Origin of the sequence: Janthinobacterium agaricidamnosum (assembly GCF_003667705.1) — a bacterium.
GTDB lineage: Bacteria > Pseudomonadota > Gammaproteobacteria > Burkholderiales > Burkholderiaceae_D > Janthinobacterium.
In genome coordinates this window covers 3,005,546-3,030,544 of sequence record NZ_CP033019.1, presented here as the reverse complement: position 1 = coordinate 3,030,544, position 24,999 = coordinate 3,005,546, and the positions used below count along the sequence as shown (strand labels likewise).

Genomic DNA, 24,999 nt, shown 5'->3' with positions numbered 1-24,999 from the left:
CCTTGCGAGACAGGAATGCAGAGCATTGAATGTAGCACAAAGCGCGCTGCCGTCCACGCCGGCGCTTGTGCCGTGCGCGCCCGGGCTTCAGGCCGGGTGGCCGATATGCTCGTACAAGATCACGCAGCCGATGACGATCAGCACCAGGCCGCCCACCAGTTCGGCGCGCCGGCCCGCTACCGTGCCCAGCACGCGGCCCAGCATCACGCCCAGGGTCACCATGACGAAGGTGGAAAAGCCGATGGCGGCCGCCGTGACGACGATATTGGCGCCCAGCAAGGCCAGGCCCGCACCCACGACCATGGCGTCGATGCTGGTCGCCAGGCCCGTGACGGCCAGCACCCAGAACGAGTGCGACTGGGCCGGCGCTTCTTCCTCGTCGGCGTCGGACAGGGCATTGCGTATCATCAACAGGCCGATGATGCCCAGCAGGCTGAAGGCGATCCAGTGATCCCACGCTTCCACGTAGGGCGCTGCCACGCTGCCCAGGGCCCAGCCGATGATGGGCGTGATTGCCTCGATGACGCCAAAGATCAGCCCCGTGCGCAGCGCCTCGCGCCATTGCGGCTTGTGCAGGGCTGCGCCCTTGCCGACGGCAGCCGCGAAGGCATCGGTGGACATGGCGAGGGAGAGGGCGGCGGTGGCGGCGAAATTCATCGTTGGCTTTCTGTAAAACCTGGCTGGGATGGTAGTGACAAATGACAAACCCGGCGATTTTACCCTACGTACAGCACCACGGCAGAGGCCAGCAGGCAATACGTGCCAAAGAAATGCCAGCGGCCCTGTTCCAGCCAGCGCGACAGCCAGCGCAAGGCCAGCAAGCCGGCCAGGAACGACAGCAGCATGCCCAGCAGGCTGGGGCCGAGCAGGTGCAGCAGGCTGTTGCCGTGTTCCAGATGGTCCAGGCTGCCATTTGCCACGGCCTGGTAGAAGCGCCAGCCTTCCTTGGCCAGCACGGCCGGCGTCAGCACGACGGCCAGGGCAAAGCTGAATTCCTCGGCCCGGCGCTGCGGCACGCCCATGGCGATGCCGGCGGAAATGGTGGCGCCCGAGCGGGAAAAGCCGCGGAAGGGCAGGCACAGGCCTTGCACGGCGCCGATCACCATCGCCTTGCCAATGGACAAGGTGCCATGCTGACGCGCCTGCAGGCGCGACGACACAATGATCAGCACGCCGGCGGCGGCCAGCGCGGCGGCCATCAGTTTCGCGTTGCCAAACAGGTGCTCGATTTCAAAACCGGGTGCATCCTTGCTCATGACATGGGTGATGCCCTTGAGCAAGCCGAAGCCGACGATGCCCGTCAGGGCCGTGGCGGCCGCGAGCAGCAGCACATTGCGTCGGAAGGCGCTGGCCGAACTGAAATAGGTGGCGCGCCAGGATGCCCAGAAATACACGATGACGGCGAACATGGTGCCGGTATGCAACATCACGAGCAGCATGGTCAGTTCGGGCGACGTGGGATCCAGCCCCATCCATTTTTCCGCCATGATGACGTGGGCGGAACTGGACACGGGCAGCAGCTCGGCGAAGCCCTGGACGATGGAAAGGATAAATAATTGCAAAAAGCTCATGGGGACGGGACTTGGATGGAAACGCAGGGCCGCCGATTTTACCCGCCCGACCCTGCGCATGAGCCCCTCACCAGATTACAGTTTGTCCATGTCTTACTGCCTGGCCGGTTCTTGCGGCTTGAAGACGCTGCGGAAAGCCTTCAAGGCTGCGGGGTGGTAGACCGTGCCATGGGTCTCTTCCGGCATCTTTTCCACGTGCCATTGCAAGCCGGGCGGCGCCTGCTTTTGCAGCACGTCGGACAGGCGCTGCACTTCGATGGCGATGCCCGCTTCGCTGCTGGACGCCAGGTACAGGCTGTGCTTGCCCGGCTTGCCCTTGGCCAGCAGCGCCGCCGCCTGGCGCGGCAGCGCGCCCTGGTTCCACCACAGGCTGGGGTCGAAGGCCAGGTAGTGGTCGAACAGCTGCGGTTCCAGCAGGTATGTTTCCACCACGAACAGGCCCGCCAGCGATTCGCCGACAATGGCCGTCTCGCCCGTCGTGCGGTAGCGGCGTTTGACTTCCGGCATCAGTTCATCGCGGATGAAGGCCCGGTAGGCTTGCGAACCGCCCACGACGGGGGCGATCTTGCGGTCTTCCGCGCTGTCCGTCGGCCCCGTCAGGTCGCGCCGGCGCTGCGTGTTTTGCATGCCGACCAGCATGAACGGGCGCATCGTGCCGTTGGCTACCGACACCTGCAGCAAGCCGGCCACGTGCAGAAAGTCTTCGGCCACGCCGCCGTCCGGCATGTACAGCACGGGCAGGGGCGCGTCGGGCGGCGTATCCCAGGCGCGCGCCACATACACATTGATGTGGCGCTGTTCCCTCAGCGCCTGCGAGTCGATCGTGAAACTTTCGCCGATGACGAGCGGCGTGGCCGCGCTGGCGGCAGCGTTAGCCGTAGCGGCGGGCGCGGCAGTGGCGAGGTGGACAGAGCTGGACAGCAGCAGGGCGGCAGTGAGGTGCAGTGCAAGGCAAGAGCGGCGCATGTTTTCCCATAATAAGTAGTGGATAGATGGCATGTACGCGTATAGACATGCCACTAAGCAATTCTATCTTATCTTTGAGGCAGGCTTACTTGATCGTCAATACCTTGCGCTCGCGCACGATTCCCGCCTTGTCGATCGTGTAGGCGACCAGCAGCGCGCCATCCTCGGCGCAGGCGTGGCAGGTGATCAGGGGCGTGGAAAACAGCACGCTCTGGCCGCCATCGCTGGTGGCCGTGCTGCCGACGAACTCGGCGGGCGCAAACGGCATGGCATCCGGGTGGGCGGCGGTAAACGCTTGCCATGCAGGCGTGGCGCGGTCTTCCTCGCGCACGGAGTGCTCGTCGACGTCGATGGCGGCGCCATCGCTGCCGATCAGCAAGGTGCTTTCATTCGTGTTGGCGCGAAACGGATAGGTGACGGTGGCCAGCGCCACCTTGCCCAGCGGGCGCCAGGCAGAGATGTAACCTGCCATGTTTGCCCTGACCAGCATCCTGGCGGCGGCGATGGCTTGCGGGTGCGCACCGGTACGCTGCATGGTGCGCAGCAGGCAGACGTCGGGCGCGGAGTGCGATTGCCCGCTGCGGCAGGTTGACAGCGAGCGTTCCTGCCACACGGCACGCGCATCGATGGGCCCCGTCTCTTCGGCATGGACGGCCTGCATGGCGACCAAACCGGAAAAGGCCAATACGGCGCAACCGGCTACATGGCGGGAGATTGATGTGGGCATGGGGGGTCCTTTCAGTGCGGGAAACAAGGTATTGTCACCGATTATAGAAGGCGGGCCGTGCCCGCCCGCGCACCGCAGGCCCGTTCAGCGCTTCTTTGGCGCCGCCTGGCGCAGGGCCTTGGCTTCCTGCTTGTTGGGAATGTGCGGGCGCGTGGCCAGCTCCGCCTTGACGGCGGCGATGGCGGCGCCGAACTGCTGTTCGGCCTGCGCGGGGCTGGCGCCCGCATAATCCTGCTGATTCGATTGCGCGGCCCGCAGCCGGCGCAGCAGCGCCAGCAATTGCCTGGCGTGCAGGGCGGGCAAGTCTTGCGCCAGCGCTTGCGCGACCACCGCGCCTTCCACATGCTCGGGGTCGATCAAGCGCAGCAAGGCCAGGCCCGCGGGCTGTGGTGCCGGTGTCAATTTGTCCATCCAGCCATTCTAAACGAGGCCGGGATTACAGGTATTCCCAGATTTCATCGAAGGTTTCGCGCGCGAAATCGTTGCGCCAGGCTTCCGAGTTCTTTTCGCGGCTGACAGCAAACACGGCGCGCCACGCCTGCTTCGGCGAGCTCGTGTAGGTGGCGGCGATCTTTTGCAGGCCGGCTGTGCATTGTTCAACCTTGCAGCCGCTCTTCGCCAGTTGCTGGGCGGCAGGTGCCCATGCCACCGGCACCTTGACGACCTGGCATTCGAAGCTGACGGCAGCCGTCTGCATGCCGTTTTCCACCGTCACGGGGGCCGCCTTCGTGGCCCGGCATAGGGCGCCATTCTTGGCGGCGATGACATTCGCGGCCAGCTGTTCGGCGGCAGGCGTGACGGCCGCGCGCATGGCGGCGGGGAACAGGTCGGCGATCAGCTTGCCGGTTTCCGTCGGAAACTTGGCATCGGCCGCCTTCAGGTCGCTGTACGACGCGTATTCGGCGCTCTGCTTGCCCGCCAGGCGGGTGGGGCGCAGATAGGCATTGAGCTGGGCGACGCTCGCTTCATCCTGGTTGATGATGGTCTTGATGTATAGGTTGGCCACGTCGACGGGGGCCAGTTCGGCGGCGGTTTCCGCGGCGATGGCGGGCTGGGCCAGTGCCACGGCGGTAGCCAAGGCTGCCGCCAGCAGGGCAGTGCGCGATGTTTCTTGTGTTTGGTGCATGTATTTTCTCCACGATTCAATGTCAGGCGCCAAAAAATGCTTTATAGCAACTATGGCGCGCGCATTATAGATGGTAAAAGTCATAACGTTGCGCACAGAAGCTTGCGCACCTCAGGCGTCCGCCTTGCTGGCCGCTTCCAGCAAGGCCAGCAGCAGTTCCTTGCGCCGTCCGTCCGCCTTGCGCGCCAGGGTGGCCAGTTTTTCCAGCTTGCCCCAGATGGGATACAGCATGTGCTCGACCAGATAGCCTTCCAGCCCTTGCAGTTGCTGGCAGAACAGCTCCAGTTTCCCCACCTCTTCCAGTTCCGCCTGGATCTTCACCTTTGCGTTATCCGTGCAGGCGCGCAGGCACGCGGCCAGCACGGGAGCGGAATCGCGCGTCACGCCATGCTTTTCGGCAAAGGCCGCCGTGAACTGGTCCTGCACGGACTGGTGTTCCTCGTCGACGTTGGCCATGTAGTGTTGCACCAGCGGGAAATAGCGCGCGTCGAGCAGGCCCAGTCCGAACGTGGCATAGCTGCCGGGCATGCAATTCTTTTCGCCTTCCGTGTCGGCATAGAATTCGAATTGCTCGATGGCGGCGCGCGCATACGCTTCCAGTTGCGGCTGCAGGGCGGGATAGGCGAGGGCGTTGGCAAAGAAGCGGTGCGTATCGGATTTCGCCAGTCCCTTGATCGGCAGGTACTGCTTGACCTTGGACTTGAGCTTGATCTGGCAGCTTTTCGGGAAACCGTTGTTCAGCAAATGCGTGATGAAGGCCAGTGCCTGCGCATACGCCTCTTCCTCTTCCCGGGCTATCGCGATGCTGATGGTGGCAAACACATCGTTGGCGCGGCATTCCAGCTGCGCATTTTTCAGGTGGACGGCGTCGGGCGCGAAGGTGCCGCTGCCTTCCTTGAGCATGCGCACGGCCCGTTCGCTGCCCAGTTCGCGCGCGATGTCGAGGAATTTGACGCCCGTCGACTTGGCGTAGCTCGGTTCGTGGCGCAAGATCATCACGGCGCCATACAGCAACAGGTCGATGGGCGCCAGCGCCTGCGTGTCAAGCGCCGCGCCCTCTTTCAATGTGTATTCGGTGGCGCGGTAGCTTGATTGCTGCACGTCATAGAACTGCGGCAGGAACTGCTTTTCCGCCCACGCCGACACGGCCTGGATGATATCGCTGCGGTGTTCGGCCAGCGCTTGCGGGCGCGACTTGTTCAGCTGCTCGATGCGCTCGAATTGGGCGATCGTCCAGGCGATATCGGGTTGGGGAAACAGGTGGGGATCGAGCAGGTGGCGCGCCAGGAAGAAGGTTTCCAGCTTTTTCGTCGGGCGGTTGCCATGCTCGAGCTTTTGCGTGACGTAGCTGTGTATGTGCTCGAGCAAGCTTGTGCGCTTGCCTGCGTTGACATACTCGAGCAGGTTCAGGTGCAGCATGCCCTGGGCCGTCTGGAATTTGCCGCGAAAGCTGAAGCGGTAATCGACGAAGGGCGTGTCGGCCAGTGTTTCCAGCTTCGCCCGCACGAGCGCTGCCAGCCGGGGCGCGATGGTGTCGCGCACGACGGCTTCGTCGAGGCGCGAAGGCGTCCTCGGTGCGACATCATCGTCCTCGGCCAGATGGAAATCGTCGGCCGTGGTGCGTCCCGGCTTGTAGTCGAGCAGGAAATCGTTAAAAACGCCCATTTGTAAGGTGGTCCGCTTCACGGCGGCTTCCAGGTCGGTACGCTTGAGGCGCTCGGCAAACCACGCTTCGATTGCCGCCGTCATTTCTTGTGTTGCCTGCTCTACAAGATTGCTCATCTGTATCGTCGTCTTTCCCTGCATTGCACGTGACGGTGCCACCGGCTGCCGTCACGATCATGTTTAATATAAAGCACTATTTTAGGTGGTCGGGCCTGGCTGCAACAAGGGCCGCACGGTTGTCACGAGGGGGCGGTGAGGAAGCGCGCGTCGATGTCGTCGGACTGCGGTCCCACGGTGATCGTGGTGTGCCAGCCCGATGGCTTGTCATTGCCATCAAACAAGGCGATGCGCGTGTGGACGAACAGCACGGAATACACGCCCGATTTCATGTCGCGGTTCAAGTCCCAGTGCATGAGTTCGATCGCTTCGCCCATGCGCGGCAGATGGGCGCCCGGCGGCAGCAGAATGTTCTGGTTGATGAATTCCCGGCTGGGGCCCGGTTCCTTGTGGCGCGGATCGATGTAGCGGAACGAGACGCTGGTAACGATGTTGCTCATGCATGGCTCCTGCCTGGTGATGTACCTGACGACAATAGCACAGGGGGAGGGCCGGGACGTGCGCCGCACGGCCCCAAGGCAGGCGCGCGGTTGAATATGTACGGTAACAGACGGTAGTTGACGAGCCGTCGCGCTACGCTTGCTTGTTATTGATCATTGAGATTGCCGTACACGTCATGATGCATTTATTCCTAGCAGAAAACCGCGCCGAGCTTGAGCGTCGTTGTTCGGCCATTCCGTCAGTCAGGTGGTGCCGGGGGGCGGCGGACCATACGCACAGCGGGATGCCAGACCATGCCCTATGAAATCCTGCGCGACAGCATCGCGCTCGAGCCGGCGGGCGATGCCATTCGCTTCCATTTGTCCGTCTTCGGGGCGGAAAAGACCTGCCGCATCACCGTGACGGCCTTGCACAGCCTGGACCAGGAGCAGGGCGGCAACTTGCTGGACATCTTCGACAGCCACCGCCTGCGCATCGGCCAGCGCGCCTTCGCTTACCTGAGCCGCGATCTGCTGGTCAGCAGCGTCGTCTTGCGCGCACTTGATTTTTAGTTACTATTTCTTCTGCCTGCACCCGTGTCCTGGCCAGCTATGGTATTTCCGCACAGATCGTCAAGTAAATGCAGGTATGGCTGGACGGAAATGTTACATCTCGGTATTCTGCGCATCTGATACTTATTTCTATACAGAAAAAGGTAAGAGGGCGGTTCGGGCCGGCGGCATCGCGGCGCGCACTGCCACGCAAGGTCAGGCATGCAAAGGTGAAGTCGTCCGCTTGCTGAGCGAAACGGTCATGTTTCGGCTCGCGGCGGGCAGGGAACAGTGCTGTCATCTTTAAAATAGTAGGAGAGGTTGCTCATGGATGCAGAAAAGGATGTTGTGTACGGTACAGAAGATTTGTTGATGAGTTTGTGCAACTCGGTGGTTCGGGTGCTCAACGTGGCAACACAAAGCAAGGTCAATTATTCGGGCATGGTGCAGCGCATTACCAAGACGGGCCTCAAGCCCGACATCGGCTGCTTCGTGATGTTCGATGGCGGTTTCACGGGCCTGGTGGTGCTCAATTTCGCCGCCGATACGGCGATGGAAATCTACGAGCGCTACATGTTGCACATGGGTATGCCGAAGTCGGAGCTGGCCAGCTTCTACACGTCGGACGAAGTGTCGAACATCATGGGCGAACTGATGAACCAGATCGTCGGCGACTTCACGGGCAAGGTGCGGCGCGAGCTGCAAACGAACATCACCCAGAGCCAGCCGAAGATGCTGGTGCTGAACAAGCAGGTGATGCTCAGCGTCGACACGCCGCTGGACCGCCCGGAAATGCGCCGCGTCACTTTCTATACGGAAAAGAATAATATTTTCTATCTGGAACTGGCGATCGACCGTACCGAGTTCATCAAGCTGCACGATTTCGATTCGCGCGAAATCGACGCCGATTCGCTGATGGATAGCGAGTATGCGAACCGCGAACGCGACGCCGCCCCGGCGCCTGCGGCGGAACCGGAAGACGACGACAACGCCGACCTGCTCAAATCGCTGGGCATGTAAGCAGCGGTATCGGAGAGCGGCTGGCGGCCGGTTTGCCGCCGGCCGCTGCCGTTGACAGCCTACAAGGTCTTGCTCATGAAGATACGGCTCGTGCCTTCGGGACTGCAGGCGATGTCGCCGAAGCGGCGCCAGCCGCGGCGCTCGTAAAATTCGGGCGCCTGGAAACTGATGGTGTACAGCACCGCCGAGGCGCAGCCGCGCCGGCGGCCTTCCTCCTCGAACTGCGCCAGTACCTGGCTGCCCAGTCCCAGCCCCCGCAAGGCGGCGGGCAAATAAAACAAATCGAGAAACAGCAGGCCCAGCGAGGTCCGGCCCATGGCGCCGCCCAGCACGCGCTGGCTGTCGCGGTCGCGCACGACCACGCTCAACACCTGCCTGTCCTGGTATCCCGTGATCGCATCGTTATAGGCGTTCAAGCCGTCGAGGATGGTTTGCTCGACCTCCGCATCGATGGTGGCGCTGACGGAAATGGTGTAGGGCAAGGCGTGGTGCGGGTTGGCGGGCATGGCGGGCAGGAAAATAGCTGATAACTGTATGAATATACAGTATTTCGGCTATTTTTGCCCGTCTTGTTGCGGCAACGTCAATGTTTCCATGCGGCGCATGCCCACCATGCCGCTGTGCTGGCTGTCATCGAGCGACCAGTATTCGAGCGCATACGCATAGCTGCCATCAATGATGGTCAGCGATTCCTTCTGGCGGCCGTTGGGCGCCTTGTAATACAGGCGCCGCGCGGGCCGGCCATCGACCGTGTGCCTGAACGCCTGCGGGTTGAGGGAGGCGCGCTTGCCCGCCTTGCCCGCCATCGACATCGCCGTGATCGTCACGTAAGCGCGGTCCGGGCAGCGGGCCAGCAGGTGGGCGCCGCTCAGGACGGTCGCTTGCGCTGGCTCAAGCGGAAAGCCGAACGGTTGCACGCCGACGATATCCTGGCAATCCATCTGCTGCGCCAGGGCCGTCAGCGGGGCCGGGTCGAGCGCGCTGGTCCAGTGTTTTTCGGCCGCTTGCGCCTGTCCCAGCGCCCAGCGACGCTCCAGCTCGGCGAGCGAGATGTCGCTGGGCACGGGCAGCGGCGCGGGAGCGTCGGGATCGGCGGCGCTGGACGTTTCCGCCTGCATGCGCGAAACGACGGAGTGGCTGCTCCCGGCTGTGCCATCGAGGGCGTGGGCGAATGGCGCGGCGCCGACAAGGGCCAACGCCAGCGATAAAGCCGTATGTTTCAGCATGAAATTTCCTGCAATCCGAGGCAAAATGACACGCATTGTGTCTCAGATCGCCTGCGCATGCGCGTTCCTTTCCTTAAGGTGCTGCCATCGCCGACGCAATCTCGATCGAACTCAGCTTCCAGCCCCACACGCCATGGCGCTGCAGGACCAGTGCGCCGTCCTGCGCATTGCCGTCTTGTGCGCGCACGACGAAGGTGTTCAGGCCGGCGTAGCCTGCGGAATACGCGGCTTTTTTCCGGGCGCCATCGGCGGGTGCGTCCGCGTCGCCTGCGGCTCCCGCTTGCGGGCTGACGGCGCTCTTGTTGACCAGCGCGACGACACCTGCCGGCGAGACCATGGCATCGACCATCTTGCCCAGCATGGCGCCGGCGATCGACTGGCCCAGCGCGGCCAGCGGGTTATCGCTGCCGGCGGTCGCCGCGATGCTGCGCGCCATGCTCGCTTCGAGCTGCGTCTTGACGCTGGCGCGCAGGGCGGGGAAGTCCACGTTTTCGGCCAGGGCCTCGGCATTGCGCTCGGCCAGGGCGGTCTTGATCTGGTGCAAGGCATAGTACGGCGACGCGTAGACGGTGGCGGCGACGGCAATGACGGCCAGGGCCGCGGCGATGGTGATTTTTTTCAAGTGAAGCCTGTGAGATGGAGGGGTGGAAACGGATGCCCCGCAGCGTATCTGTTAAATTAAAATACGGCAATCATATTTTCTTGCCATTATTTCTCCGCATGTGCTCCGGTCGCCCTCGGCGGACCGCTATAGAGTGATGAGGGTGGGTGCTGTATAATGGGAGAAAAGTATTTAACTAGCTGTTTTAACTGAATAAAGACCCAATATCACATGCTCTCTACAGCAAATATTACGATGCAGTTTGGCGCCAAGCCATTGTTTGAGAATATCTCCGTCAAGTTCGGCGACGGCAACCGCTATGGCTTGATCGGTGCCAACGGCTGCGGCAAGTCGACGTTCATGAAAATCCTGGGCGGCGACCTGGACCCGTCGGGCGGCAACGTCATGCTCGACACCAACGAGCGCCTGGGCAAGCTGCGCCAGGACCAGTTCGCGTTTGAAGACATGCGCGTGCTCGACGTCGTCATGATGGGCCACACGGAAATGTGGGCCGCCATCCAGCAACGCGACGCGATCTACGCGAACCCGGAAGCGACGGACGACGACTACATGCAAGCCGCTGAGCTGGAAGGCAAAGTGTCCGAATACGACGGCTACACGGCCGAATCGCGCGCCGGTGAACTGCTGCTGGGCGCCGGTGTCGCCATCGACCTGCATCAAGGCCCGATGAGCAATGTCTCGCCAGGCTGGAAGCTGCGCGTGCTGCTGGCGCAGGCGCTGTTCTCGAATCCGGACATCCTGCTGCTCGACGAGCCGACGAATAACCTGGACATCAACACGATCCGCTGGCTGGAAGACGTGCTCAACGAGCGCAACTCCACCATGATCATCATTTCCCATGATCGCCACTTCCTGAACCAGGTCTGCACCCACGTGGCCGACATGGATTACGGCACCTTGAAGATTTATCCGGGCAACTACGACGAATACATGTTCGCCTCGACCCAGGCGCGCAACCAGCAGCTGGCCAACAACGCGAAAGCGAAAGACAAGGTTGCGGAACTGCAGGAATTCGTGCGCCGCTTCGCCGCGAACAAATCGAAGGCCCGCCAGGCGACGTCGCGCGCCAAGCAGATCGAAAAGATCAAGGTCGACGACATCAAGCCATCGTCGCGCGCCTATCCGTTCGTGCGCTTCGACGGCGAAAAGAAATTGCACCGTCTGGCCGTGGAAGTCGAGAACATCTCGAAAGGTTTTGATCGCCAGCTGTTCAAGAATTTCAGCATCATGGTCGAAGCGGGCGAACGCATCGCCATCATCGGCGCCAACGGCGCCGGCAAGACCACCATGCTGCGCTGCATCGCGGGCGACATCGCCGGCCTGCAGCCGGACCAGGGCCGCGTGAAGTGGGCGGAAAACGCCAACGTGGGCTACATGCCGCAAGATCCGACGGAAGATTTCGCCAAAGACACGAACCTGACCGACTGGATCGGCCAGTGGACGAAAGAAGGCGACGACGACCAGGCCGTGCGTTCCATCCTGGGCCGCTTGCTGTTCGGCGGCGACGATGTGAAAAAGGCCGTCAAGGTACTGTCCGGTGGTGAAAAGGGCCGCATGATGTACGGCAAGCTGATGCTGGGCCGCCACAACGTGCTGATGCTCGATGAGCCGACCAACCACATGGACATGGAATCGATCGAATCCTTGAACATCGCGCTGGAAAAATACGCGGGCACCCTGATCTTCGTGTCGCATGACCGCGAATTCGTGTCCTCGCTGGCCAACCGCATCATCGAAATCAAGGAAGATGAAGTGGTCGATTACCGCGGCAATTACGAGGATTACCTGAAGAGCCAGGGTATCGATTAATTGGTGCGCTCACGTTGGGTCGGATTACGCGCTGTGCGCTAATCCGACCTACGTCAGGGTGAGTTCCCCGGGTTGGTCGCGTAGGTCGGATTAGCGTAGCGTAATCCGACATTACAAGGCAAACCACCGAGCACCACACCGACGCGCCGCGGTTCATTCGTTCCGGCGCACCTGCTTCATTGCAATCGTGCCGGTCTATCCCGTTTTTGTTTGACACAGCCATGCAAACTTTAGCCATCAAATCCGTCGAGTACGAACATCCACAAGACGGAGCCAGCTGCACTGCCCACGCCTGGGCACGCACGCCAGCGACGCCGTCCCCGGCTGAAAAAGCCGAACTGATCACGCGCATCAAGCGCTTGCTGATCGAGCGCGAAGCCGTGCTCGTTGCCCACTATTACGTAGATGCCGACCTGCAAGACCTGGCCGAAGCCACGGGCGGCTGCGTCTCCGACTCGCTGGAAATGGCCCGCTTCGGGCGCGACCATCCGGCCAAGACCCTCGTCGTGGCCGGCGTGCGCTTCATGGGTGAAACGGCGAAAATCCTCAGTCCCGAGAAAACCGTCCTGATGCCCGACCTCGACGCCACTTGCTCGCTCGACCTCGGCTGCCCGGTCGATGAATTCACGGCCTTCTGCGATGCCCATCCGGACCGCACGGTCGTTGTTTACGCCAACACCAGCGCGGCCGTCAAGGCGCGCGCGGACTGGATGGTGACGTCGTCGATCGGCCTCGACATCGTTGCCCACCTGCATGCGCAGGGCAAGAAAATCCTGTGGGCGCCCGACAAGCACCTGGGTTCCTACATCCAGAAGGAAACGGGCGCCGACATGCTGCTGTGGCAAGGTAGCTGCCTCGTGCACGACGAATTCAAGGGCATCGAACTCGATTTGCTCAAGGAAGAGTATCCGCAAGCCAAGGTGCTCGTGCATCCGGAGTCGCCCGCCAACGTGGTGGCCCTGGCCGACATGGTGGGCTCGACGTCGCAAATGATTGCGGCAGCGCAAACCATGGACACGGACACTTTTATTGTCGCCACCGACAACGGTATCCTGCACAAGATGCGCGCGGCCGCGCCAGGTAAACGCTTCATCGAAGCGCCCACGGCCGGCAACAGCGCCACCTGTAAAAGCTGCGCGCACTGCCCGTGGATGGCCATGAACGGCTTGCTGAACCTGGCGCAAACGCTGGAAAACATGCACAACGAAATCCACGTCGATCCCGCCGTCGGCCAGCTGGCCGTGCGTTCGATCAATCGCATGCTCGACTTCGCCGCCGCCAAGAAGGCGGGCCTCAAGCCGGGCGCGGACCTGGCAAAAGAAACCACATTGTTCCAAGGAATCGGTCCAGCATGAGTACCCTCGTTAATTCTTTCGCTCCCTTCGATCCGGCCCTGGCGCGCGCGTTCGAGGGCAATCTGCTGGCCGCCTTGCTGGAAGACGTGGGCCAGTGCGACCTGACGGGCGAGCTGGTGCCGCCCGACCACATCGTCACGGCCCGTGTCATCGTGCGCGAAGCGGCCGTGCTGTGCGGCGCGCCGTGGTTCGAAGGCATCATGAAAAGCCTGGACCGCAGCATCGATATTGCCTGGCATTACGCTGAAGGCGACATGATGACGGCCGACAGCGTCGTCTGCACGATTCAGGCGCCGGCGCGCGCCCTGCTCACGGCCGAGCGCAGCGCCCTCAATTTCCTACAGCTGCTGTCGGCTGTGGCCACGGCCACGCGCCGGTATGTCGATGTGATCGCCGGCACCAAGGCGTCCATCCTGGACACGCGCAAGACCTTGCCGGGCCTGCGCCTGGCGCAAAAGTATGCGGTGCGCGTTGGCGGCGGCAAGAACCAGCGCCTGGCCCTGTACGACGGCATCTTGATCAAGGAAAACCATATCGCGGCGGCAGGCGGCGTCAGCCAAGCCCTGGAAAACGCGCGCAACCTCGATGCGGGCGTGCCCGTGCAGATTGAGGTGGAAACCCTGGCGCAATTGCAGGAAGCGCTCGATGCGGGCGCCGTCTCCGTCTTGCTCGATAACTTCAGCAACGACATGATGCGCGAGGCCGTGGCCCTCACCAACGGCCGCGCCTTGCTCGAAGCGTCGGGCGGCATTAACTTCGACACCGTGCGCGCCATCGCCGAAACGGGCGTGGACCGCATCTCGATCGGCAGCCTGACGAAGGACGTGCGGGCCACCGATTACTCTTTGCGCATCGTCGGCTGATGAGAAGAGCGGGGCGGCGCCTGCTGGCCTTGGCGCTGCTGTGGCCGGCGTTTGCCGTGCCTTTGCCGGCGCCGGCGCGCGAGCTGCTGGCCGTGGGTGCGCAGTTCGAGCGCGTGTTCGAATATCAGGACAGCGGCGAATACGGCGGCCTGGGCGCGGAACTGCTGCGCGTGATGGCGGCGCGCACGGGTAACACCGTGCGTTTTCGCATGGTGCCGTGGGCGCGCGCGCAAGCCATGCTGGTGCAGGGCCAGGCCGATATCCTCATCGGTCCCTACAAGACGCCCGAGCGCATTGCCAGCATGGCGTTTTCCGACAAGCCGTTCTACCAGGACCAGATGGTCTTTTATACGCGCCAGGACGCCAGTTTCGGCTGGGATGGCGATTACGCGGCGCTGAAGAACCGCCGAGTGGTGCTGCTCAATGGCTGGGCCTATGGCGCGGACTGGGAGCGCGTGCGGCCCGGCCTGCAGGTCAGCGTGGCCAACAATGTGGAAAATGGCTTGAAGATGCTGGTGCACAGCCACGTCGACGTGTTCATCAGCAACCGCCGCAATACCGACCCCGTCATCGCCCGTCTCGGCTATGGCCGCCAGGTGAAACCGCTGCCCAGAATCATCGAACTGCAAAACGGCTATTTTGCCTATCCACGCTCACCCGCTTTCGACAGGCTGCGGCTGCAGTTCGACCAGGAACTGAATAACCTGATCGAGACGGGCGAATTGAAACGACTGGGCAAGCGCTACGACGTCAGCATACCCTGACACTGGCTATCTTTGCCGCGCTTGACACGCCTCAAGCATGCTCCATGGCCCGGTTCTACCCTGAAAGCAGGCAGCAAATACTGCCCATCACGCCGAGGGGAATGCCATGGATACGCACCGCATCAAGCAACTGATCTGCACCGGTTTCGTCATCGCGCTGGCCGCGGCCCTGTTTGCCTGCGGCGGCGGCCATCATCACCATCCACCGGCCGTGAGCGCCTATGCGGCCACCAGCCTGGTGTCGGACACGCCCGCCGTGCCGGCCGCGCACACGGACCCCAACCTCGTCAACGCCTGGGGCGTGGCCTTCAACCCGCGCGGTTTCGTCTGGGTGGCCGCGAATGGCACGGCGAAGTCCACTTTGTACGATGGCAACGGCGTGCCGCAATCGCTGGTGGTCGGCACGCCGGCAGGGCCCACGGGCATCGTCTTCAACGGCACGCAGGACTTCAAGCTGAGCCAGAACGGCGTGACGGCGCCCAGCCCCTTCATCTTCGCCAGCGAAAGCGGGACTATTTCCGCCTGGTCGCCCACGGTCAGCCCGACGACGGCCCTGGTCGTGTTCGACGGCAGCGCGGGCGGCAGCGTCTACAAGGGCCTGGCCATTTCGCGCTATGCGGGCGCCAATTACCTGTATGCGGCCGATTTCCACAACGGGCGCGTCGACGTCTTCGATGCCGGCTTCGCCAGGGTCGCCCTGCCTGGCGCATTCGGCGACCCCGGCTTGCCGGCTGGCTATGCGCCGTTCGGCATCCAGGCCATTGGCGAGCGCATCTATGTCGCCTACGCGAAGCGGGAAGCCAGCGGCGACGATGAAGAGGCCGGTGCCGGCCTCGGTATCGTGAACGTGTATGACACGGGCGGCACACTGATCAAGCGGCTGGTGAGCGGCGGCACCCTGAATGCGCCATGGGGCATGGCACTGGCGCCCGCCGATTTCGGCACGGCCAGCAATATGTTGTTGATAGGGAATTTTGGCGATGGCAAGATCAATGCCTATGACCCCGACACGGGTACCGCCGCTGGCGTGCTGCGCAAGACCGATGGCACGCCGCTGGCGATCGATGGCTTGTGGGGCATCGCCTTCGGCAATGGCCTCAACAGCCAGCCCGTCAATACGCTGTTCTATGCGGCCGGGCCGGATGACGAGACGCATGGGCAATACGGGCGCATCGATTTGAAGTAGAAGCAACGTCCCCGTGCGCGCGCAGGGCGGCACGGGGGCGATCTTTACAGCTGGCGCGCCTCGAACGTATTGCACTGGGCAATCTGGCCGCTCTCGATGCCCTTGCTGAACCAGCGCACGCGCTGCTCCGAGGTGCCGTGCGTAAATGAGTCCGGCACAACATGGCCTTGCGACTGGCGCTGCAGCGCATCATCGCCAATGGCCGTGGCCGCTTTCAGGGCCGCTTCCACGTCGCCCTGTTCCAGGATCTTGCGGTCTTGGTTCGCGTGAAATGCCCACACGCCGGCAAAGCAATCGGCCTGCAATTCCAGGCGCACGGACATGGCGTTGGCCTGGCGTTCGGAGGCCGTGCGGCGCGCATTGTCGACCTTCTCGGACAAGCCCATCAGGTTCTGCACGTGGTGGCCCACTTCATGCGCGATCACGTAGGCTTCCGCAAACTCGCCCGAGACCTTGAAGCGCTGCTGCATCAGATTGAAGAAGTCGAGGTCCAGATAGACTTTCTGGTCGCCGGGGCAATAGAAGGGCCCGCTGGCGCTCTGGCCCGTGCCGCAGGCCGTCGGGATGCTGCCGGAAAACAGCACCAGCTTGGGCTTCACATAGCTGCCGCCTTCGGCCTTGAACAGGGCGCCCCAGGTGTCTTCCGTATCGGCCAGCACCGTTTTCACGAAGCGGGCCATCTCGTCCGATTCGGGCGGCTGGCGCGCCGGGGCCTGGCTTTGCTGGGTGCTGACCTGGCCGCCACCGCCGCTGAGCAGGTTGAGCAGGGTCAGGGGATTGACGCCCAGCACATACGAGCCGACGAGGGCGATGACGATGGTGCCGATGCCGATCGAGCGTCCGCCAAAACCAAAGCCGCCCCCACCGCCGCCCCCGCCGCCATCTTCGCCACGGCGGTCTTCCACATTGTCGCTTTCGCGATTGCCTTCCCATTTCATGATATTTACTCCTGCTGTGCTTGTGCGATTGCGCTCTACGGTTGATGGATGACGCCTCAATATGCCACTTGCGACGAATCTTGTTATTATCGCAGTAAACCACGCCGCGACAGGGGCGACAATGTTACCCTTTGCAACTTTCCATCGACTCCACAACAGGTACACGCATGGCGCTTGCCAACGATACACGCATTTCTCCCACGGCGGTGGTCCAGGCGCAACTGGACGCCTACAATGCCCACGACGTGGCCGCCTTGCTGGCCATCTACGCCGATGACGCACAGCAATTCCAGCATCCCGATACCTTGCTGGCCCAAGGCAGTGCGCAGATCGGCCCCCGCTTCACGGCGCGCTTCGCCGCCAGCCAGCCGCAGGCGCAGTTGCTCAACCGCATCGCCTGCGGCAAGCTGGTGATCGATCATGAAATCGTCCATGGCGACACGGACGATGGGGTCTCGGCACAGGAATTGGTGGCGACCTATGAGGTGGAGCAGGGCCGCATCCGCCGTGCCTGGTTCAGCTTTGGCGCGTTGACGCGCCTGCGCGTGGCGCTGCCGGCCGACGTGCCTGCAATGAATGCGCTGATCGCCCGTTCCGGCGTGGCGCTGAGCGCGGGATTCTATACATTGGAACAGGCCGAGGCCGTGACGCGCCACGTGTTCGGCGTCGATACGCAGCTCGTTGCCGACCGCACGTATTTCGTCATCGAACGCGACGGCGTCATGCTGGCCTGCGGCGGCTGGAGCCGGCGCGCCACCCTGTACGGTGCCGACCGCGCGAAGAGCGGGCCGGACCCGCTGCTCGATCCGGCCAGCCAGCCGGGCCGCATCCGCGCCTTCTTCGTGGAACCGGCCGCGGCGCGCCAGGGCCTGGGCAGCATGCTGATGCGCCATTGCGAACGGCAGGCGCGGGCCGCGGGTTTTACGGCACTGGAATTGGCCGCCACCTTGCCCGGCGTGGCGTTGTACCTGGCCAGCGGCTTTTCCGTCACGGAAGATTTTCACCTCGACTTGCCCAACGCGATCAAACTGCCGCTGGCGCGCATGCACAAGCGGCTGTAAGGCTCTTTACCAGGGCAGCGGCGCCTTTTCGCCATTGGCGTGCTCGCCGTAGTACAGCGACGGTAAAAAGCGCGACAGATAGGTAAATTCGCTGTAGCAATGGCGCAGCAAATTCAGGCCGAGCACGTCGGGCACGTCGCGCACGGGGTCCAGGCTATTGCGGCCCAGCAAGAAGCGGCTGCGCAGCACGCAGCCCGTCGGCGTGTCGCGCGTCAGGTGCAGCATTTCGCCATCGAGCGGGTCGCCCTGCGGGTCCAGTTGCACGTGCTGGCCGAAGCCGATGCGCGCGCAGATGGCGGCCGACAGCGCGCCGCTGTCGCGTGCCTGCTGCAGCTGCACCGGGTCAAAGACTTCCTTCGGATCATGGAACTTCAGCTTGGCTTTCACGGGTGGAATATCGCCCAGCGACTCCACCGCCTCGATCGAGGCGCCGTAATAGCTTTCTCCCTTTTTCCACGCGCTGTTCCAGCCGTGATGGGCCACATGGTCGTGCGGATGCCACCACTTGATGTGCTGCGTCGTCTCGAAAAACGTAAACCACCAGTCCAGCATGCGCCCGCTGCAGCCGTGCAGCTCTGTGCGCGCCGCCACCAGCAGGCAGCCATTTTCCAGGCGCGTGATGCCCGTTTCCAGGTGCAGCGGGAACGGGTCGAGCAAGTCGCCCGTACCGGTGATGCTCCATGGGAATTCAATATGCTTCGTCATGTCGTTCTCCTTTGTTTGGGTGAAGCAATTATATATTAAAGAAACGCATAGGGTTTCCTAAATATGTTTCAGTGTAAAATTGCCCATCGATCAAGCTTGGAGCCGGCATGCAGGAAGAAGAGAGCAAGGCAGAGAGCAAGGCTGTGCGTGGACGGGGCCGTCCGGCGCGCCCGCCCGAAGAAGCGCGCGAGGCGGCCGTGCAGGCGGCCACCTGGCTGCTGCTGCACGAAGGCTATGCGGCCACGACCATGGAAGCGGTGGCGCGCCACGCGGGCATGGCAAAGAAGTCGCTGTATCAGTATGCGGCCAACCGCGAGGAACTCGTGGCCCTGGTGGTGCGCGGCTGGACGGACGCCTTTTTACCGGCCATGGCGCACGATGCGGCTGGGCCCGGCGAAGTGCTGCCATTATTAAAAGAGATCTTGCAGGCGATGGCCGCGCGCGTGCTGACGGCCGATGCCGTGGGCCTGTTCCGTCTGCTGTGCACGGAGTTTCCCGCACGCGCCGATTTGCTGGCCGTGTATCAGCGCAACGGCATCGAGCGGGGTACGGCCTTGCTGGCCCAGTGGTTGCAGCGCCAGGCCGCGCGCGGCCATCTGGTGCTGCAGGATGGGCACGAACTGGCCGGCTTGCTGCTGGCCATGGTAATTGCCGAGCCGCTGCGGCAGATGGCGCTGGGCTTGCTGGCACCCGTGCCGGCCTGGGATGCGGCGCCCCGTATCGACGCGGCGCTGCGATTGCTCAGCGGTCAGTCGTTCAAGGTCGCTGGTGCTTCAGCGCTTCGCGGTAGCTGAGGGGAGAGAGCCGTTGGCGGTGCTCTGTGGCAAAAGCTAGCACCTCTCTCGGCGCGTGGCGCGCGTAATCGCGCAAGGCCCAGCCGATGGCCTTGCGGATGAAAAACTCGTCTTCGTGGGCCAGCGCCAGCGCCGCGCCGAACAGCCAGCCGGCATCCGTGCCGGCGCGCCAGCCCAGCTGGTGCAGCATGGCGATGCGGCGCAGCCAGAGGTCCTCGTGGCGCAAGGCGCCATCCATGTGCGCATGGCCATCGCCGCCGCGCTGGCGCTCCGCCTGCAGCACCTCGCCCACGATGCCCGCCATGCCGTCGACGCTGTCCCACCACGCGCGCTGACGCGCCAGGCCCAGCAGGGCGGGGAGGTGTTCGACGCCCAGTTGCCGCCGGTGCAGGGCCAGCATGTCGAGCGCCACATGCTGGTATTCACGCTCTGGCTGCTGCCACAGCAGTTGCGCATGTTCCAGCAGCACCTCGGCCCCCACGCCTTTCAAGCCCGCCAGCAAGCCCCTGGCGGCCAGCCGCCGCTGTGGTGCCGCCACGCCCAGGAACACGAACTGGCCGCGCATGTAGGCCTGCATGGGCGCTGCGCGGCCCGGTTCGGCGGCCGCTTCCAGCGCGGCTTTCAATTCTGCATGTAGATTCATGGCATCTCGCTTTCTTTCAGGCGTAAAAAAAGCGCTCACCGGGAGCGCTTTTTCATGCCGATCCAATATTACTGAATCTTGGCTTTTTTCATGAGTTCATCGCGGTAGGCGGCGAGTTTTTTCTGTTGCAGCGACTCAGCCACCTGGCCCTTGACTTCTTCCAGTGCCGGCAGCTTCGTCGGACGGGTTTCTTCCAGCTTGATCACGTGGAAGCCGAATTGCGATTGCACGGGCGTTTGCGTGACCTGGCCTGGTTTCAGGGCGACCATGGCGTCGGAGAATGGCTTCACGTACGAAGCCGGGCTAGCCCAGTCCAGGTCGCCGCCATTGGCTGCGGAACCGTCTTTCGACACTTTCGCCAGTTCTTCGAACTTGGCGCCGCCTTTCAGCTTGGCGATGATGTCTTTCGCTTCCGCTTCGGTGGCCACCAGGATGTGGCGTGCATGGTATTCCTTGTCGCCCGCTTGTGCCTTGAACTTGTCGTATTCGGCCTTGATTTCAGCGTCCTTGACAGGGTTTTTCTTGACGTAGTCGGCCAGCAGAGCATTGATGATGATGCTTTGACGGGCATTGTCGATCTGCGACTTGACTTCCGGACGCGTGCCGTAGCCTTGCTTGTCGGCTTCCTGGATCAGCACTTCGCGGCCGATCAGGTCTTTCTTGATGGCTTCGCGCAATTGCGGCGAATCAGCTTGCTTGCCTTGGGCGACGACTTGCTTGACGACCTGGTCGACGCGCGACGATGGGATGGCCTTGCCATTCACGGTGGCCACGTTTTGCGCGAACGCAGGGATCGCGACGACGGCGACCAGGGCTAAGATCAGGCGGGCTGGCTTCAAAATCATGTTCATTCCTAATAAATATACTAAAAATCGATATACGCGACTGGCGCGCAGTGCGCATTCAGGCGCAGAATACACGACCGGCGCCGAAAAGGGCGCCGGGGAGGTCAGTTCTTACTGAACTTTCGCTTTTTTGATCATTTCTTCCTGATACGCTTGCAGTTTCTTTTGCTGCAGCGCTTCGGCGATCTGTGGCTTGACTTCTTCCAGGGTCGGCAGTTTTGCCGCGCGGGTGTCGTCCAGCTTGATCACGTGGAAACCGTTAGGCGTTTGCACCGGGGTGTCGGTAACCTGGCCTTTTTGCAGTTTCACGAAGGCGTCCGAGAACACTTTCGGGAACGACGACGGGGCTGCCCAGTCCAGGTCGCCGCCATTGTCGGCCGAACCGGTATCTTTCGATTGCTTGGCCAGATCTTCGAACTTGGCGCCGCCTTTCAGCTTGGCGATGATGTCTTTCGCCTCTGCTTCGGTGCCCACGAGGATGTGGCGTACGTGGTATTCCTTGTCGCCCGTCTGCGCCACGAAGCGGTCGTATTCGGCCTTGATTTCAGCGTCGTTGACCGGGTTCTTTTTCAGGTAGTCGCCGACCAGGGCGTTGATGACGATGGCTTGGCGTGCGTTCTCGATTTGCTGCTTGACGGCTGCATCTTTACCGAAACCTTTGTTTTCCGCTTCTTGCATCAGCACTTCACGGCCGATCAAATCTTTCTTGATCATTTCGCGCAGTTGCGGCGAATCCGGTTGCTGGCCTTGGGCGACGACTTGCTTGACGACTGCATCAACGCGCGACGATGGGATAGGCTTGCCATTAACAACGGCAACATTTTGCGCAAAAACAGGTACCGCGACAACGGCGAGTAGTGCGATCAGCAAGCGGGCTGGCTTAAAAGTCATTATTAAATCCTGTTAGGGAAAGTTTCGTAAAAAACGCATGGGAAGAAAACGCGTGCATGGCGCTTGCGGCAAATGGCATACCAAGTTGCCCCGGTACGCCAAAAACGCCGTCCTTACACTACTTCGGACGGCGCCAGGGCCACAATCGCCAATGCATGTATCTCATTATGCATCATATCGTGCACGGAATCATACACCAGTCGATGACGCATGACGAGTCTGAGCCCCTCAAATTGACTAGAAATTATGCGTAGATTGTAATGGCCTCCGCCCGAGGCGGCGCCCGCATGGCCCCGGTGGCGTGCCGAGTCGTCTTCCAGCACGCATTCCAGAGGGGAAAGTGCCGTTTCCAGGCGGGTACGAATGCGCTGCATGCGCGTTTCCGGCGCGGTGTTTTCAGTGGTGGAGCTCATCATGCGTCTTCCTTGATATGTTTGGCCAGGAACAGGGTTTGCGCCACGATGAAGGCAAAGAAGATGCCCGTCGCGCCAAACGCTTTAAAACTGACCCAGGCGGCCATGTCGCCCTTGTACAGCACGAAGGCGACGAACAGGTTCAGTGCGCCGATGGCGCCGAAGAAGATGATCCATGCGGCCAGCAGCTGGTTCCAGACGGCATCGGGCAATTGCACTTGCGCTTCCATGGTCTTGCGGATCAGGTTTTTCTTGAAACCCACGTGGGCAATCAAGAGGGCCAGGCCGGACAGCCAGTAGATCAGGGTCGGCTTCCATTTCAGGAAGAAATCGTCATGCAGATAGATGCTGGCGCCGCCGAACACGACAAAGATGAACAGCGACAGCCACAGCATGCCGTCCACCTTGCGCCCGCGCAGCAGCAGATAGCTGACCTGGCAAGCCGTGGCGACGATGCCGACGAGGGTGGCAAGTATCCACGGCGCCTGGTCGGCCTTGATCAGGCCGCCAGACACGAAGCCGGACAAATATTGCTGCACGAAATCGTGCGTGGCCGCTTCATACATGCCGCCCAATTTGAAGGCGGTGAAGAAGGCAATCAGGGGGAATAGGTCGAATAGAAATTTCATGGCGAGACTTTACACTGGTCTTATTAGAATCATCTTAGGAATGGCTTAGGAGCAACGCCCAAGCCATCGCCAGATCAAGGCTGCGGATCGAAGCGCAAGGAGGCCGAATTGATGCAATAGCGCAAGCCGGTCGGCGGCGGGCCGTCCGGGAAGACGTGGCCCAGGTGGGCGTCGCAGACGGCGCAGACGATTTCCGTGCGCACCATGCCGTGGCTGCGATCGACGATTTCCGTGACATTCGCCGGGTCCAGCGCCTGGAAATAGCTGGGCCAGCCGCAGCCGGAATCGAACTTCGTGTCCGAGGCGAACAGGGGCGTGTTGCAGCAGACGCAGGTATAGACGCCGTGTTCGTGGTGGTCCCAGAACTTGCCCGTGAACGCGCGTTCCGTGGCAGCGTGGCGCGTGACTTCGTATTGCATCGAGTCGAGCATGGCGCGCCATTCGGCGTCGGTTTTCTTGACTTTATTCGTGGTCATAATGACTCCTTAGGATGAGCAGCTGACTTCAAGGTGGCTGGCCCAGTCGGGCGGCAGGGCCGCATAGTGCTGGTGTTCGGGCTGTTCGTCAAATGGCTTTTGCAATATTTCCAGCAATGTCGCCACTTCCGTGTAGTCCTGCTGCTGGGCTTTCTCGATGGCCACTTGCGCCAGATAGTTGCGCAGCACGTATTTCGGGTTGACGCCGTTCATGGCCGCTTGCCGTTCGGCATCGACGCTCTTTTCCGCCATCAGGCGCGCACGGTATTGCGCTGCCCACGTATCGAAGGCGGGGCGGTCGATGAACATGTCGCGCAACATGGTGTCATGTTCGGGCGCCGCTACCTGCAGTGTAGACAAGGCGCGGAAGAAATTCGTGAAATCCACATGATTGGCTTGCATCAGCGCAAACATGCTGTCGAACAGGGCCGTATCGCCGTCCTGGCTCGTTTGCAAGCCCAGCTTGGCGCGCAGCAAGCTATTCATCTTCTCCGCGAACGCCGGCTGGTAGCTGTCCAGCGCCGCCTGCGCCAGTTCCACTTCGCCGATCAGCGGCAGCAGGGCCTGGCCCAGCGCGTAGCAGTTCCAGTGGCCCACCTGCGGCTGGTTGGCGTAGGAATAGCGGCCCTGTTGGTCCGTATGGTTGCAGATGTGTTCGGCATCAAACGCTTCCATGAAGCCGAACGGGCCGAAATCGAGCGTCAGGCCCAGGATCGACATATTGTCCGTATTCATCACGCCATGCATGAAGCCGACGGCTTGCCATTGCGCGATCATGTGCGCCGTGCGCACGCACACTTCCGCCAGCAAGGCTTGATATGGATTTGCTGCGGCGCGCAACTCGGGATAAAAACTGTCGATCACGTAATCGGCGAGGATTTTCAGTTCGTTCGGCTGCTTGCGGTAAAACCAGTGTTCGAACGAGCCGAAGCGCACAAACGTGGGCGCCATGCGCGTGACGACGGCCGCCGTTTCCACCGTTTCGCGCATGATGCCTTGCTGCGAACCCATGATGGCCAGCGCGCGCGAGGTGGGAATGCCGAGCGCCGCCATGGCTTCCGAGCACAGGAATTCGCGGATGGACGAGCGCAGCACGGCGCGCCCGTCGCCCATGCGCGAATACGGCGTGGCGCCAGCGCCTTTCAGCTGCAGTTCCATGGGGCCGCTCGCTGTGGCGATATCGCCCAGCAGGATGGCGCGGCCGTCGCCCAGCTGGCCGGCCCAGACGCCGAACTGGTGGCCCGAATACACGGCCGACAGGGGCTGCGAGCGCTCGGCAATCGCATTGCCGGCCAGCAGCGCCACGTAATCAGGCTCGGCCAGACGCGCCGCATCGAGGCCCACCAGGCTGGCGGCCGGCGCGCTGGCGGCCACGAAATATGGGGCGGGCAGGGGCGTGGGCATCAAGCGCGTATAGAACGCGGGCGGCAAGGCCGCAAAGGCGTTATCCAGTGGTAAGGTATGAGCGGTGATGGCAATTCCAGTCAAATAAGGTGGACCGGCAAGGTGCGCCAGCCTGGAATGCGATTTTACCGCACCGCGCCAGGGCGCGTGGCGCTTGCCCATGCGGCTGGAAACGGAATCAAAAATTCCATGCTGCAGCGCAATATCGAAAT

At 62.2% G+C, this 24,999-nt stretch carries 29 protein-coding genes; 9 read left to right on the top strand and 20 right to left on the bottom strand.

Annotated elements, in window-relative coordinates; genetic code table 11:
- Positions 1-87: 87 nt before the first annotated feature.
- From mntP to D9M09_RS13560, 8 genes are all read right to left on the bottom strand, one after another.
- Entirely contained in the window at positions 88-657 is a 570-nt protein-coding gene (gene mntP, locus D9M09_RS13595; RefSeq protein ID WP_070218395.1) for a manganese efflux pump MntP, read from the bottom strand.
- A 59-nt stretch (positions 658-716) separates the two neighbouring features.
- On the bottom strand, positions 717-1,571 hold the full coding sequence (locus tag D9M09_RS13590) for an undecaprenyl-diphosphate phosphatase (protein WP_121669560.1): 855 nt from the start codon (positions 1,569-1,571) through the stop codon (positions 717-719).
- 93 nt (positions 1,572-1,664) lie between these two features.
- Positions 1,665-2,537, bottom strand: a complete 873-nt coding sequence (locus D9M09_RS13585; protein WP_121669559.1) for an alpha/beta hydrolase — start codon at positions 2,535-2,537, stop codon at positions 1,665-1,667.
- An 85-nt stretch (positions 2,538-2,622) separates the two neighbouring features.
- Positions 2,623-3,264: a hypothetical protein gene (locus D9M09_RS13580; protein ID WP_162995670.1), complete on the bottom strand. Its 642-nt coding sequence runs from the start codon at positions 3,262-3,264 to the stop codon at positions 2,623-2,625.
- 84 nt (positions 3,265-3,348) lie between these two features.
- A complete protein-coding gene (locus D9M09_RS13575; protein ID WP_121669557.1) occupies positions 3,349-3,675 on the bottom strand; it encodes a hypothetical protein in 327 nt (108 codons plus the stop codon).
- Between the two features lie 25 nt (positions 3,676-3,700).
- The gene (locus D9M09_RS13570; RefSeq protein ID WP_121669556.1) at positions 3,701-4,390 is read right to left on the bottom strand and encodes a hypothetical protein; all 690 of its coding nucleotides are present in this window, start codon (positions 4,388-4,390) and stop codon (positions 3,701-3,703) included.
- Between the two features lie 111 nt (positions 4,391-4,501).
- Positions 4,502-6,172, bottom strand: coding sequence for a DUF6138 family protein (locus D9M09_RS13565; RefSeq protein ID WP_121669555.1), 1,671 nt, complete (start codon positions 6,170-6,172; stop codon positions 4,502-4,504).
- Positions 6,173-6,294: 122 nt separating this feature from the next.
- Positions 6,295-6,612 (bottom strand): hypothetical protein, encoded by a 318-nt coding sequence (locus tag D9M09_RS13560; protein ID WP_070292295.1) that lies wholly within the window; start codon positions 6,610-6,612, stop codon positions 6,295-6,297.
- Positions 6,613-6,906: 294 nt separating this feature from the next.
- Between D9M09_RS13560 and D9M09_RS13555 the strand changes: the two genes are divergently transcribed.
- Both D9M09_RS13555 and D9M09_RS13550 read left to right on the top strand, forming a co-directional pair.
- Positions 6,907-7,164: a DUF1488 family protein gene (locus D9M09_RS13555; protein ID WP_070218388.1), complete on the top strand. Its 258-nt coding sequence runs from the start codon at positions 6,907-6,909 to the stop codon at positions 7,162-7,164.
- A 306-nt stretch (positions 7,165-7,470) separates the two neighbouring features.
- The gene (locus tag D9M09_RS13550) at positions 7,471-8,163 is read left to right on the top strand and encodes a DUF3334 family protein (RefSeq protein ID WP_070218387.1); all 693 of its coding nucleotides are present in this window, start codon (positions 7,471-7,473) and stop codon (positions 8,161-8,163) included.
- 59 nt (positions 8,164-8,222) lie between these two features.
- On the opposite strand, the gene D9M09_RS13545 is transcribed toward D9M09_RS13550, so the two are convergent.
- The 3 genes from D9M09_RS13545 to D9M09_RS13535 all read right to left on the bottom strand — a co-directional run bounded on the left by D9M09_RS13545 (position 8,223) and on the right by D9M09_RS13535 (position 10,011).
- Complete coding sequence (locus tag D9M09_RS13545; RefSeq protein WP_121669554.1) at positions 8,223-8,669, bottom strand: GNAT family N-acetyltransferase; 447 nt, start codon at positions 8,667-8,669, stop codon at positions 8,223-8,225.
- A 48-nt stretch (positions 8,670-8,717) separates the two neighbouring features.
- Positions 8,718-9,389, bottom strand: a complete 672-nt coding sequence (locus D9M09_RS13540; RefSeq protein WP_121669553.1) for a hypothetical protein — start codon at positions 9,387-9,389, stop codon at positions 8,718-8,720.
- A gap of 73 nt (positions 9,390-9,462) precedes the next feature.
- Positions 9,463-10,011 carry a DUF2939 domain-containing protein gene (locus D9M09_RS13535; protein ID WP_121669552.1) on the bottom strand — a complete coding sequence of 183 codons (549 nt, stop codon included), beginning with the start codon at positions 10,009-10,011 and terminating at the stop codon, positions 9,463-9,465.
- 210 nt (positions 10,012-10,221) lie between these two features.
- Between D9M09_RS13535 and D9M09_RS13530 the strand changes: the two genes are divergently transcribed.
- The 5 genes from D9M09_RS13530 (at position 10,222) to D9M09_RS13510 (ending at position 15,988) form a co-directional block, all read left to right on the top strand.
- Positions 10,222-11,820, top strand: a complete 1,599-nt coding sequence (locus D9M09_RS13530; protein WP_034756044.1) for an ABC-F family ATPase — start codon at positions 10,222-10,224, stop codon at positions 11,818-11,820.
- A gap of 221 nt (positions 11,821-12,041) precedes the next feature.
- The gene (gene nadA / locus D9M09_RS13525; RefSeq protein WP_070218383.1) at positions 12,042-13,175 is read left to right on the top strand and encodes a quinolinate synthase NadA; all 1,134 of its coding nucleotides are present in this window, start codon (positions 12,042-12,044) and stop codon (positions 13,173-13,175) included.
- Positions 13,172-14,038, top strand: a complete 867-nt coding sequence (gene nadC, locus D9M09_RS13520; RefSeq protein ID WP_121669551.1) for a carboxylating nicotinate-nucleotide diphosphorylase — start codon at positions 13,172-13,174, stop codon at positions 14,036-14,038. The genes nadA and nadC overlap by 4 nt, the downstream gene beginning before the upstream one ends.
- A complete protein-coding gene (locus D9M09_RS13515; protein ID WP_070292299.1) occupies positions 14,038-14,802 on the top strand; it encodes a substrate-binding periplasmic protein in 765 nt (254 codons plus the stop codon). Before nadC ends, D9M09_RS13515 begins: the two co-directional genes overlap by 1 nt.
- 106 nt (positions 14,803-14,908) lie before the next feature.
- Positions 14,909-15,988: a TIGR03118 family protein gene (locus D9M09_RS13510; RefSeq protein ID WP_121669550.1), complete on the top strand. Its 1,080-nt coding sequence runs from the start codon at positions 14,909-14,911 to the stop codon at positions 15,986-15,988.
- Positions 15,989-16,032: 44 nt separating this feature from the next.
- Here D9M09_RS13510 and ypfJ read toward each other — a convergent pair whose 3' ends face one another.
- Entirely contained in the window at positions 16,033-16,926 is an 894-nt protein-coding gene (ypfJ, locus tag D9M09_RS13505; protein ID WP_121669549.1) for a KPN_02809 family neutral zinc metallopeptidase, read from the bottom strand.
- Positions 16,927-17,093: 167 nt separating this feature from the next.
- Between ypfJ and D9M09_RS29650 the strand changes: the two genes are divergently transcribed.
- Positions 17,094-17,987 carry a GNAT family N-acetyltransferase gene (locus tag D9M09_RS29650; RefSeq protein ID WP_121669548.1) on the top strand — a complete coding sequence of 298 codons (894 nt, stop codon included), beginning with the start codon at positions 17,094-17,096 and terminating at the stop codon, positions 17,985-17,987.
- 6 nt (positions 17,988-17,993) lie between these two features.
- Here the strand turns inward: D9M09_RS29650 and D9M09_RS13495 are convergent, their stop codons facing one another.
- Positions 17,994-18,692 (bottom strand): DAPG hydrolase family protein, encoded by a 699-nt coding sequence (locus tag D9M09_RS13495; RefSeq protein ID WP_162995669.1) that lies wholly within the window; start codon positions 18,690-18,692, stop codon positions 17,994-17,996.
- Positions 18,693-18,799: 107 nt separating this feature from the next.
- Here D9M09_RS13495 and D9M09_RS13490 point away from each other — a divergent pair, with 107 nt between their 5' ends.
- A complete protein-coding gene (locus D9M09_RS13490) occupies positions 18,800-19,486 on the top strand; it encodes a TetR/AcrR family transcriptional regulator (RefSeq protein WP_121669547.1) in 687 nt (228 codons plus the stop codon).
- On the opposite strand, the gene D9M09_RS13485 is transcribed toward D9M09_RS13490, so the two are convergent.
- From D9M09_RS13485 to D9M09_RS13455, 7 genes are all read right to left on the bottom strand, one after another.
- Positions 19,449-20,129, bottom strand: coding sequence for a DNA alkylation repair protein (locus D9M09_RS13485; RefSeq protein WP_121669546.1), 681 nt, complete (start codon positions 20,127-20,129; stop codon positions 19,449-19,451). The genes D9M09_RS13490 and D9M09_RS13485 overlap by 38 nt on opposite strands.
- A 68-nt stretch (positions 20,130-20,197) precedes the next feature.
- The gene (locus D9M09_RS13480) at positions 20,198-20,974 is read right to left on the bottom strand and encodes a peptidylprolyl isomerase (RefSeq protein WP_034756072.1); all 777 of its coding nucleotides are present in this window, start codon (positions 20,972-20,974) and stop codon (positions 20,198-20,200) included.
- A 111-nt stretch (positions 20,975-21,085) separates the two neighbouring features.
- Entirely contained in the window at positions 21,086-21,865 is a 780-nt protein-coding gene (locus tag D9M09_RS13475) for a peptidylprolyl isomerase (protein ID WP_070218374.1), read from the bottom strand.
- A 113-nt stretch (positions 21,866-21,978) separates the two neighbouring features.
- Complete coding sequence (locus tag D9M09_RS13470) at positions 21,979-22,281, bottom strand: BolA family protein (RefSeq protein WP_225317325.1); 303 nt, start codon at positions 22,279-22,281, stop codon at positions 21,979-21,981.
- Positions 22,278-22,907, bottom strand: a complete 630-nt coding sequence (locus D9M09_RS13465; protein WP_099411909.1) for a septation protein A — start codon at positions 22,905-22,907, stop codon at positions 22,278-22,280. Before D9M09_RS13465 ends, D9M09_RS13470 begins: the two co-directional genes overlap by 4 nt.
- 74 nt (positions 22,908-22,981) lie before the next feature.
- Positions 22,982-23,383, bottom strand: coding sequence for a peptide-methionine (R)-S-oxide reductase MsrB (gene msrB, locus D9M09_RS13460; protein ID WP_034756083.1), 402 nt, complete (start codon positions 23,381-23,383; stop codon positions 22,982-22,984).
- A gap of 9 nt (positions 23,384-23,392) precedes the next feature.
- On the bottom strand, positions 23,393-24,949 hold the full coding sequence (locus D9M09_RS13455; protein WP_121669545.1) for a protein adenylyltransferase SelO: 1,557 nt from the start codon (positions 24,947-24,949) through the stop codon (positions 23,393-23,395).
- Positions 24,950-24,999: the final 50 nt, after the last annotated feature.

Coding starts and splice junctions, on each gene's coding strand:
- D9M09_RS13530 (WP_034756044.1), top strand. CDS start 10,222: ATGCTCTCTACAGCAAATATTACGATGCAGTTTGGCGCCAAGCCATTG.
- mntP (WP_070218395.1), bottom strand. CDS start 657: ATGAATTTCGCCGCCACCGCCGCCCTCTCCCTCGCCATGTCCACCGAT.
- D9M09_RS13550 (WP_070218387.1), top strand. CDS start 7,471: ATGGATGCAGAAAAGGATGTTGTGTACGGTACAGAAGATTTGTTGATG.
- D9M09_RS13560 (WP_070292295.1), bottom strand. CDS start 6,612: ATGAGCAACATCGTTACCAGCGTCTCGTTCCGCTACATCGATCCGCGC.
- D9M09_RS13590 (WP_121669560.1), bottom strand. CDS start 1,571: ATGAGCTTTTTGCAATTATTTATCCTTTCCATCGTCCAGGGCTTCGCC.
- D9M09_RS13495 (WP_162995669.1), bottom strand. CDS start 18,692: ATGACGAAGCATATTGAATTCCCATGGAGCATCACCGGTACGGGCGAC.
- nadA (WP_070218383.1), top strand. CDS start 12,042: ATGCAAACTTTAGCCATCAAATCCGTCGAGTACGAACATCCACAAGAC.
- D9M09_RS13575 (WP_121669557.1), bottom strand. CDS start 3,675: ATGGACAAATTGACACCGGCACCACAGCCCGCGGGCCTGGCCTTGCTG.
- ypfJ (WP_121669549.1), bottom strand. CDS start 16,926: ATGAAATGGGAAGGCAATCGCGAAAGCGACAATGTGGAAGACCGCCGT.
- nadC (WP_121669551.1), top strand. CDS start 13,172: ATGAGTACCCTCGTTAATTCTTTCGCTCCCTTCGATCCGGCCCTGGCG.
- D9M09_RS13455 (WP_121669545.1), bottom strand. CDS start 24,949: ATGGGCAAGCGCCACGCGCCCTGGCGCGGTGCGGTAAAATCGCATTCC.
- D9M09_RS13570 (WP_121669556.1), bottom strand. CDS start 4,390: ATGCACCAAACACAAGAAACATCGCGCACTGCCCTGCTGGCGGCAGCC.
- D9M09_RS13465 (WP_099411909.1), bottom strand. CDS start 22,907: ATGAAATTTCTATTCGACCTATTCCCCCTGATTGCCTTCTTCACCGCC.
- D9M09_RS13585 (WP_121669559.1), bottom strand. CDS start 2,537: ATGCGCCGCTCTTGCCTTGCACTGCACCTCACTGCCGCCCTGCTGCTG.
- D9M09_RS13510 (WP_121669550.1), top strand. CDS start 14,909: ATGGATACGCACCGCATCAAGCAACTGATCTGCACCGGTTTCGTCATC.
- msrB (WP_034756083.1), bottom strand. CDS start 23,383: ATGACCACGAATAAAGTCAAGAAAACCGACGCCGAATGGCGCGCCATG.
- D9M09_RS13545 (WP_121669554.1), bottom strand. CDS start 8,669: ATGCCCGCCAACCCGCACCACGCCTTGCCCTACACCATTTCCGTCAGC.
- D9M09_RS13515 (WP_070292299.1), top strand. CDS start 14,038: ATGAGAAGAGCGGGGCGGCGCCTGCTGGCCTTGGCGCTGCTGTGGCCG.
- D9M09_RS13470 (WP_225317325.1), bottom strand. CDS start 22,281: ATGATGAGCTCCACCACTGAAAACACCGCGCCGGAAACGCGCATGCAG.
- D9M09_RS13480 (WP_034756072.1), bottom strand. CDS start 20,974: ATGATTTTGAAGCCAGCCCGCCTGATCTTAGCCCTGGTCGCCGTCGTC.
- D9M09_RS13565 (WP_121669555.1), bottom strand. CDS start 6,172: ATGAGCAATCTTGTAGAGCAGGCAACACAAGAAATGACGGCGGCAATC.
- D9M09_RS13490 (WP_121669547.1), top strand. CDS start 18,800: ATGCAGGAAGAAGAGAGCAAGGCAGAGAGCAAGGCTGTGCGTGGACGG.
- D9M09_RS13485 (WP_121669546.1), bottom strand. CDS start 20,129: ATGAATCTACATGCAGAATTGAAAGCCGCGCTGGAAGCGGCCGCCGAA.
- D9M09_RS13580 (WP_162995670.1), bottom strand. CDS start 3,264: ATGCCCACATCAATCTCCCGCCATGTAGCCGGTTGCGCCGTATTGGCC.
- D9M09_RS29650 (WP_121669548.1), top strand. CDS start 17,094: ATGGCGCTTGCCAACGATACACGCATTTCTCCCACGGCGGTGGTCCAG.
- D9M09_RS13540 (WP_121669553.1), bottom strand. CDS start 9,389: ATGCTGAAACATACGGCTTTATCGCTGGCGTTGGCCCTTGTCGGCGCC.
- D9M09_RS13555 (WP_070218388.1), top strand. CDS start 6,907: ATGCCCTATGAAATCCTGCGCGACAGCATCGCGCTCGAGCCGGCGGGC.
- D9M09_RS13475 (WP_070218374.1), bottom strand. CDS start 21,865: ATGACTTTTAAGCCAGCCCGCTTGCTGATCGCACTACTCGCCGTTGTC.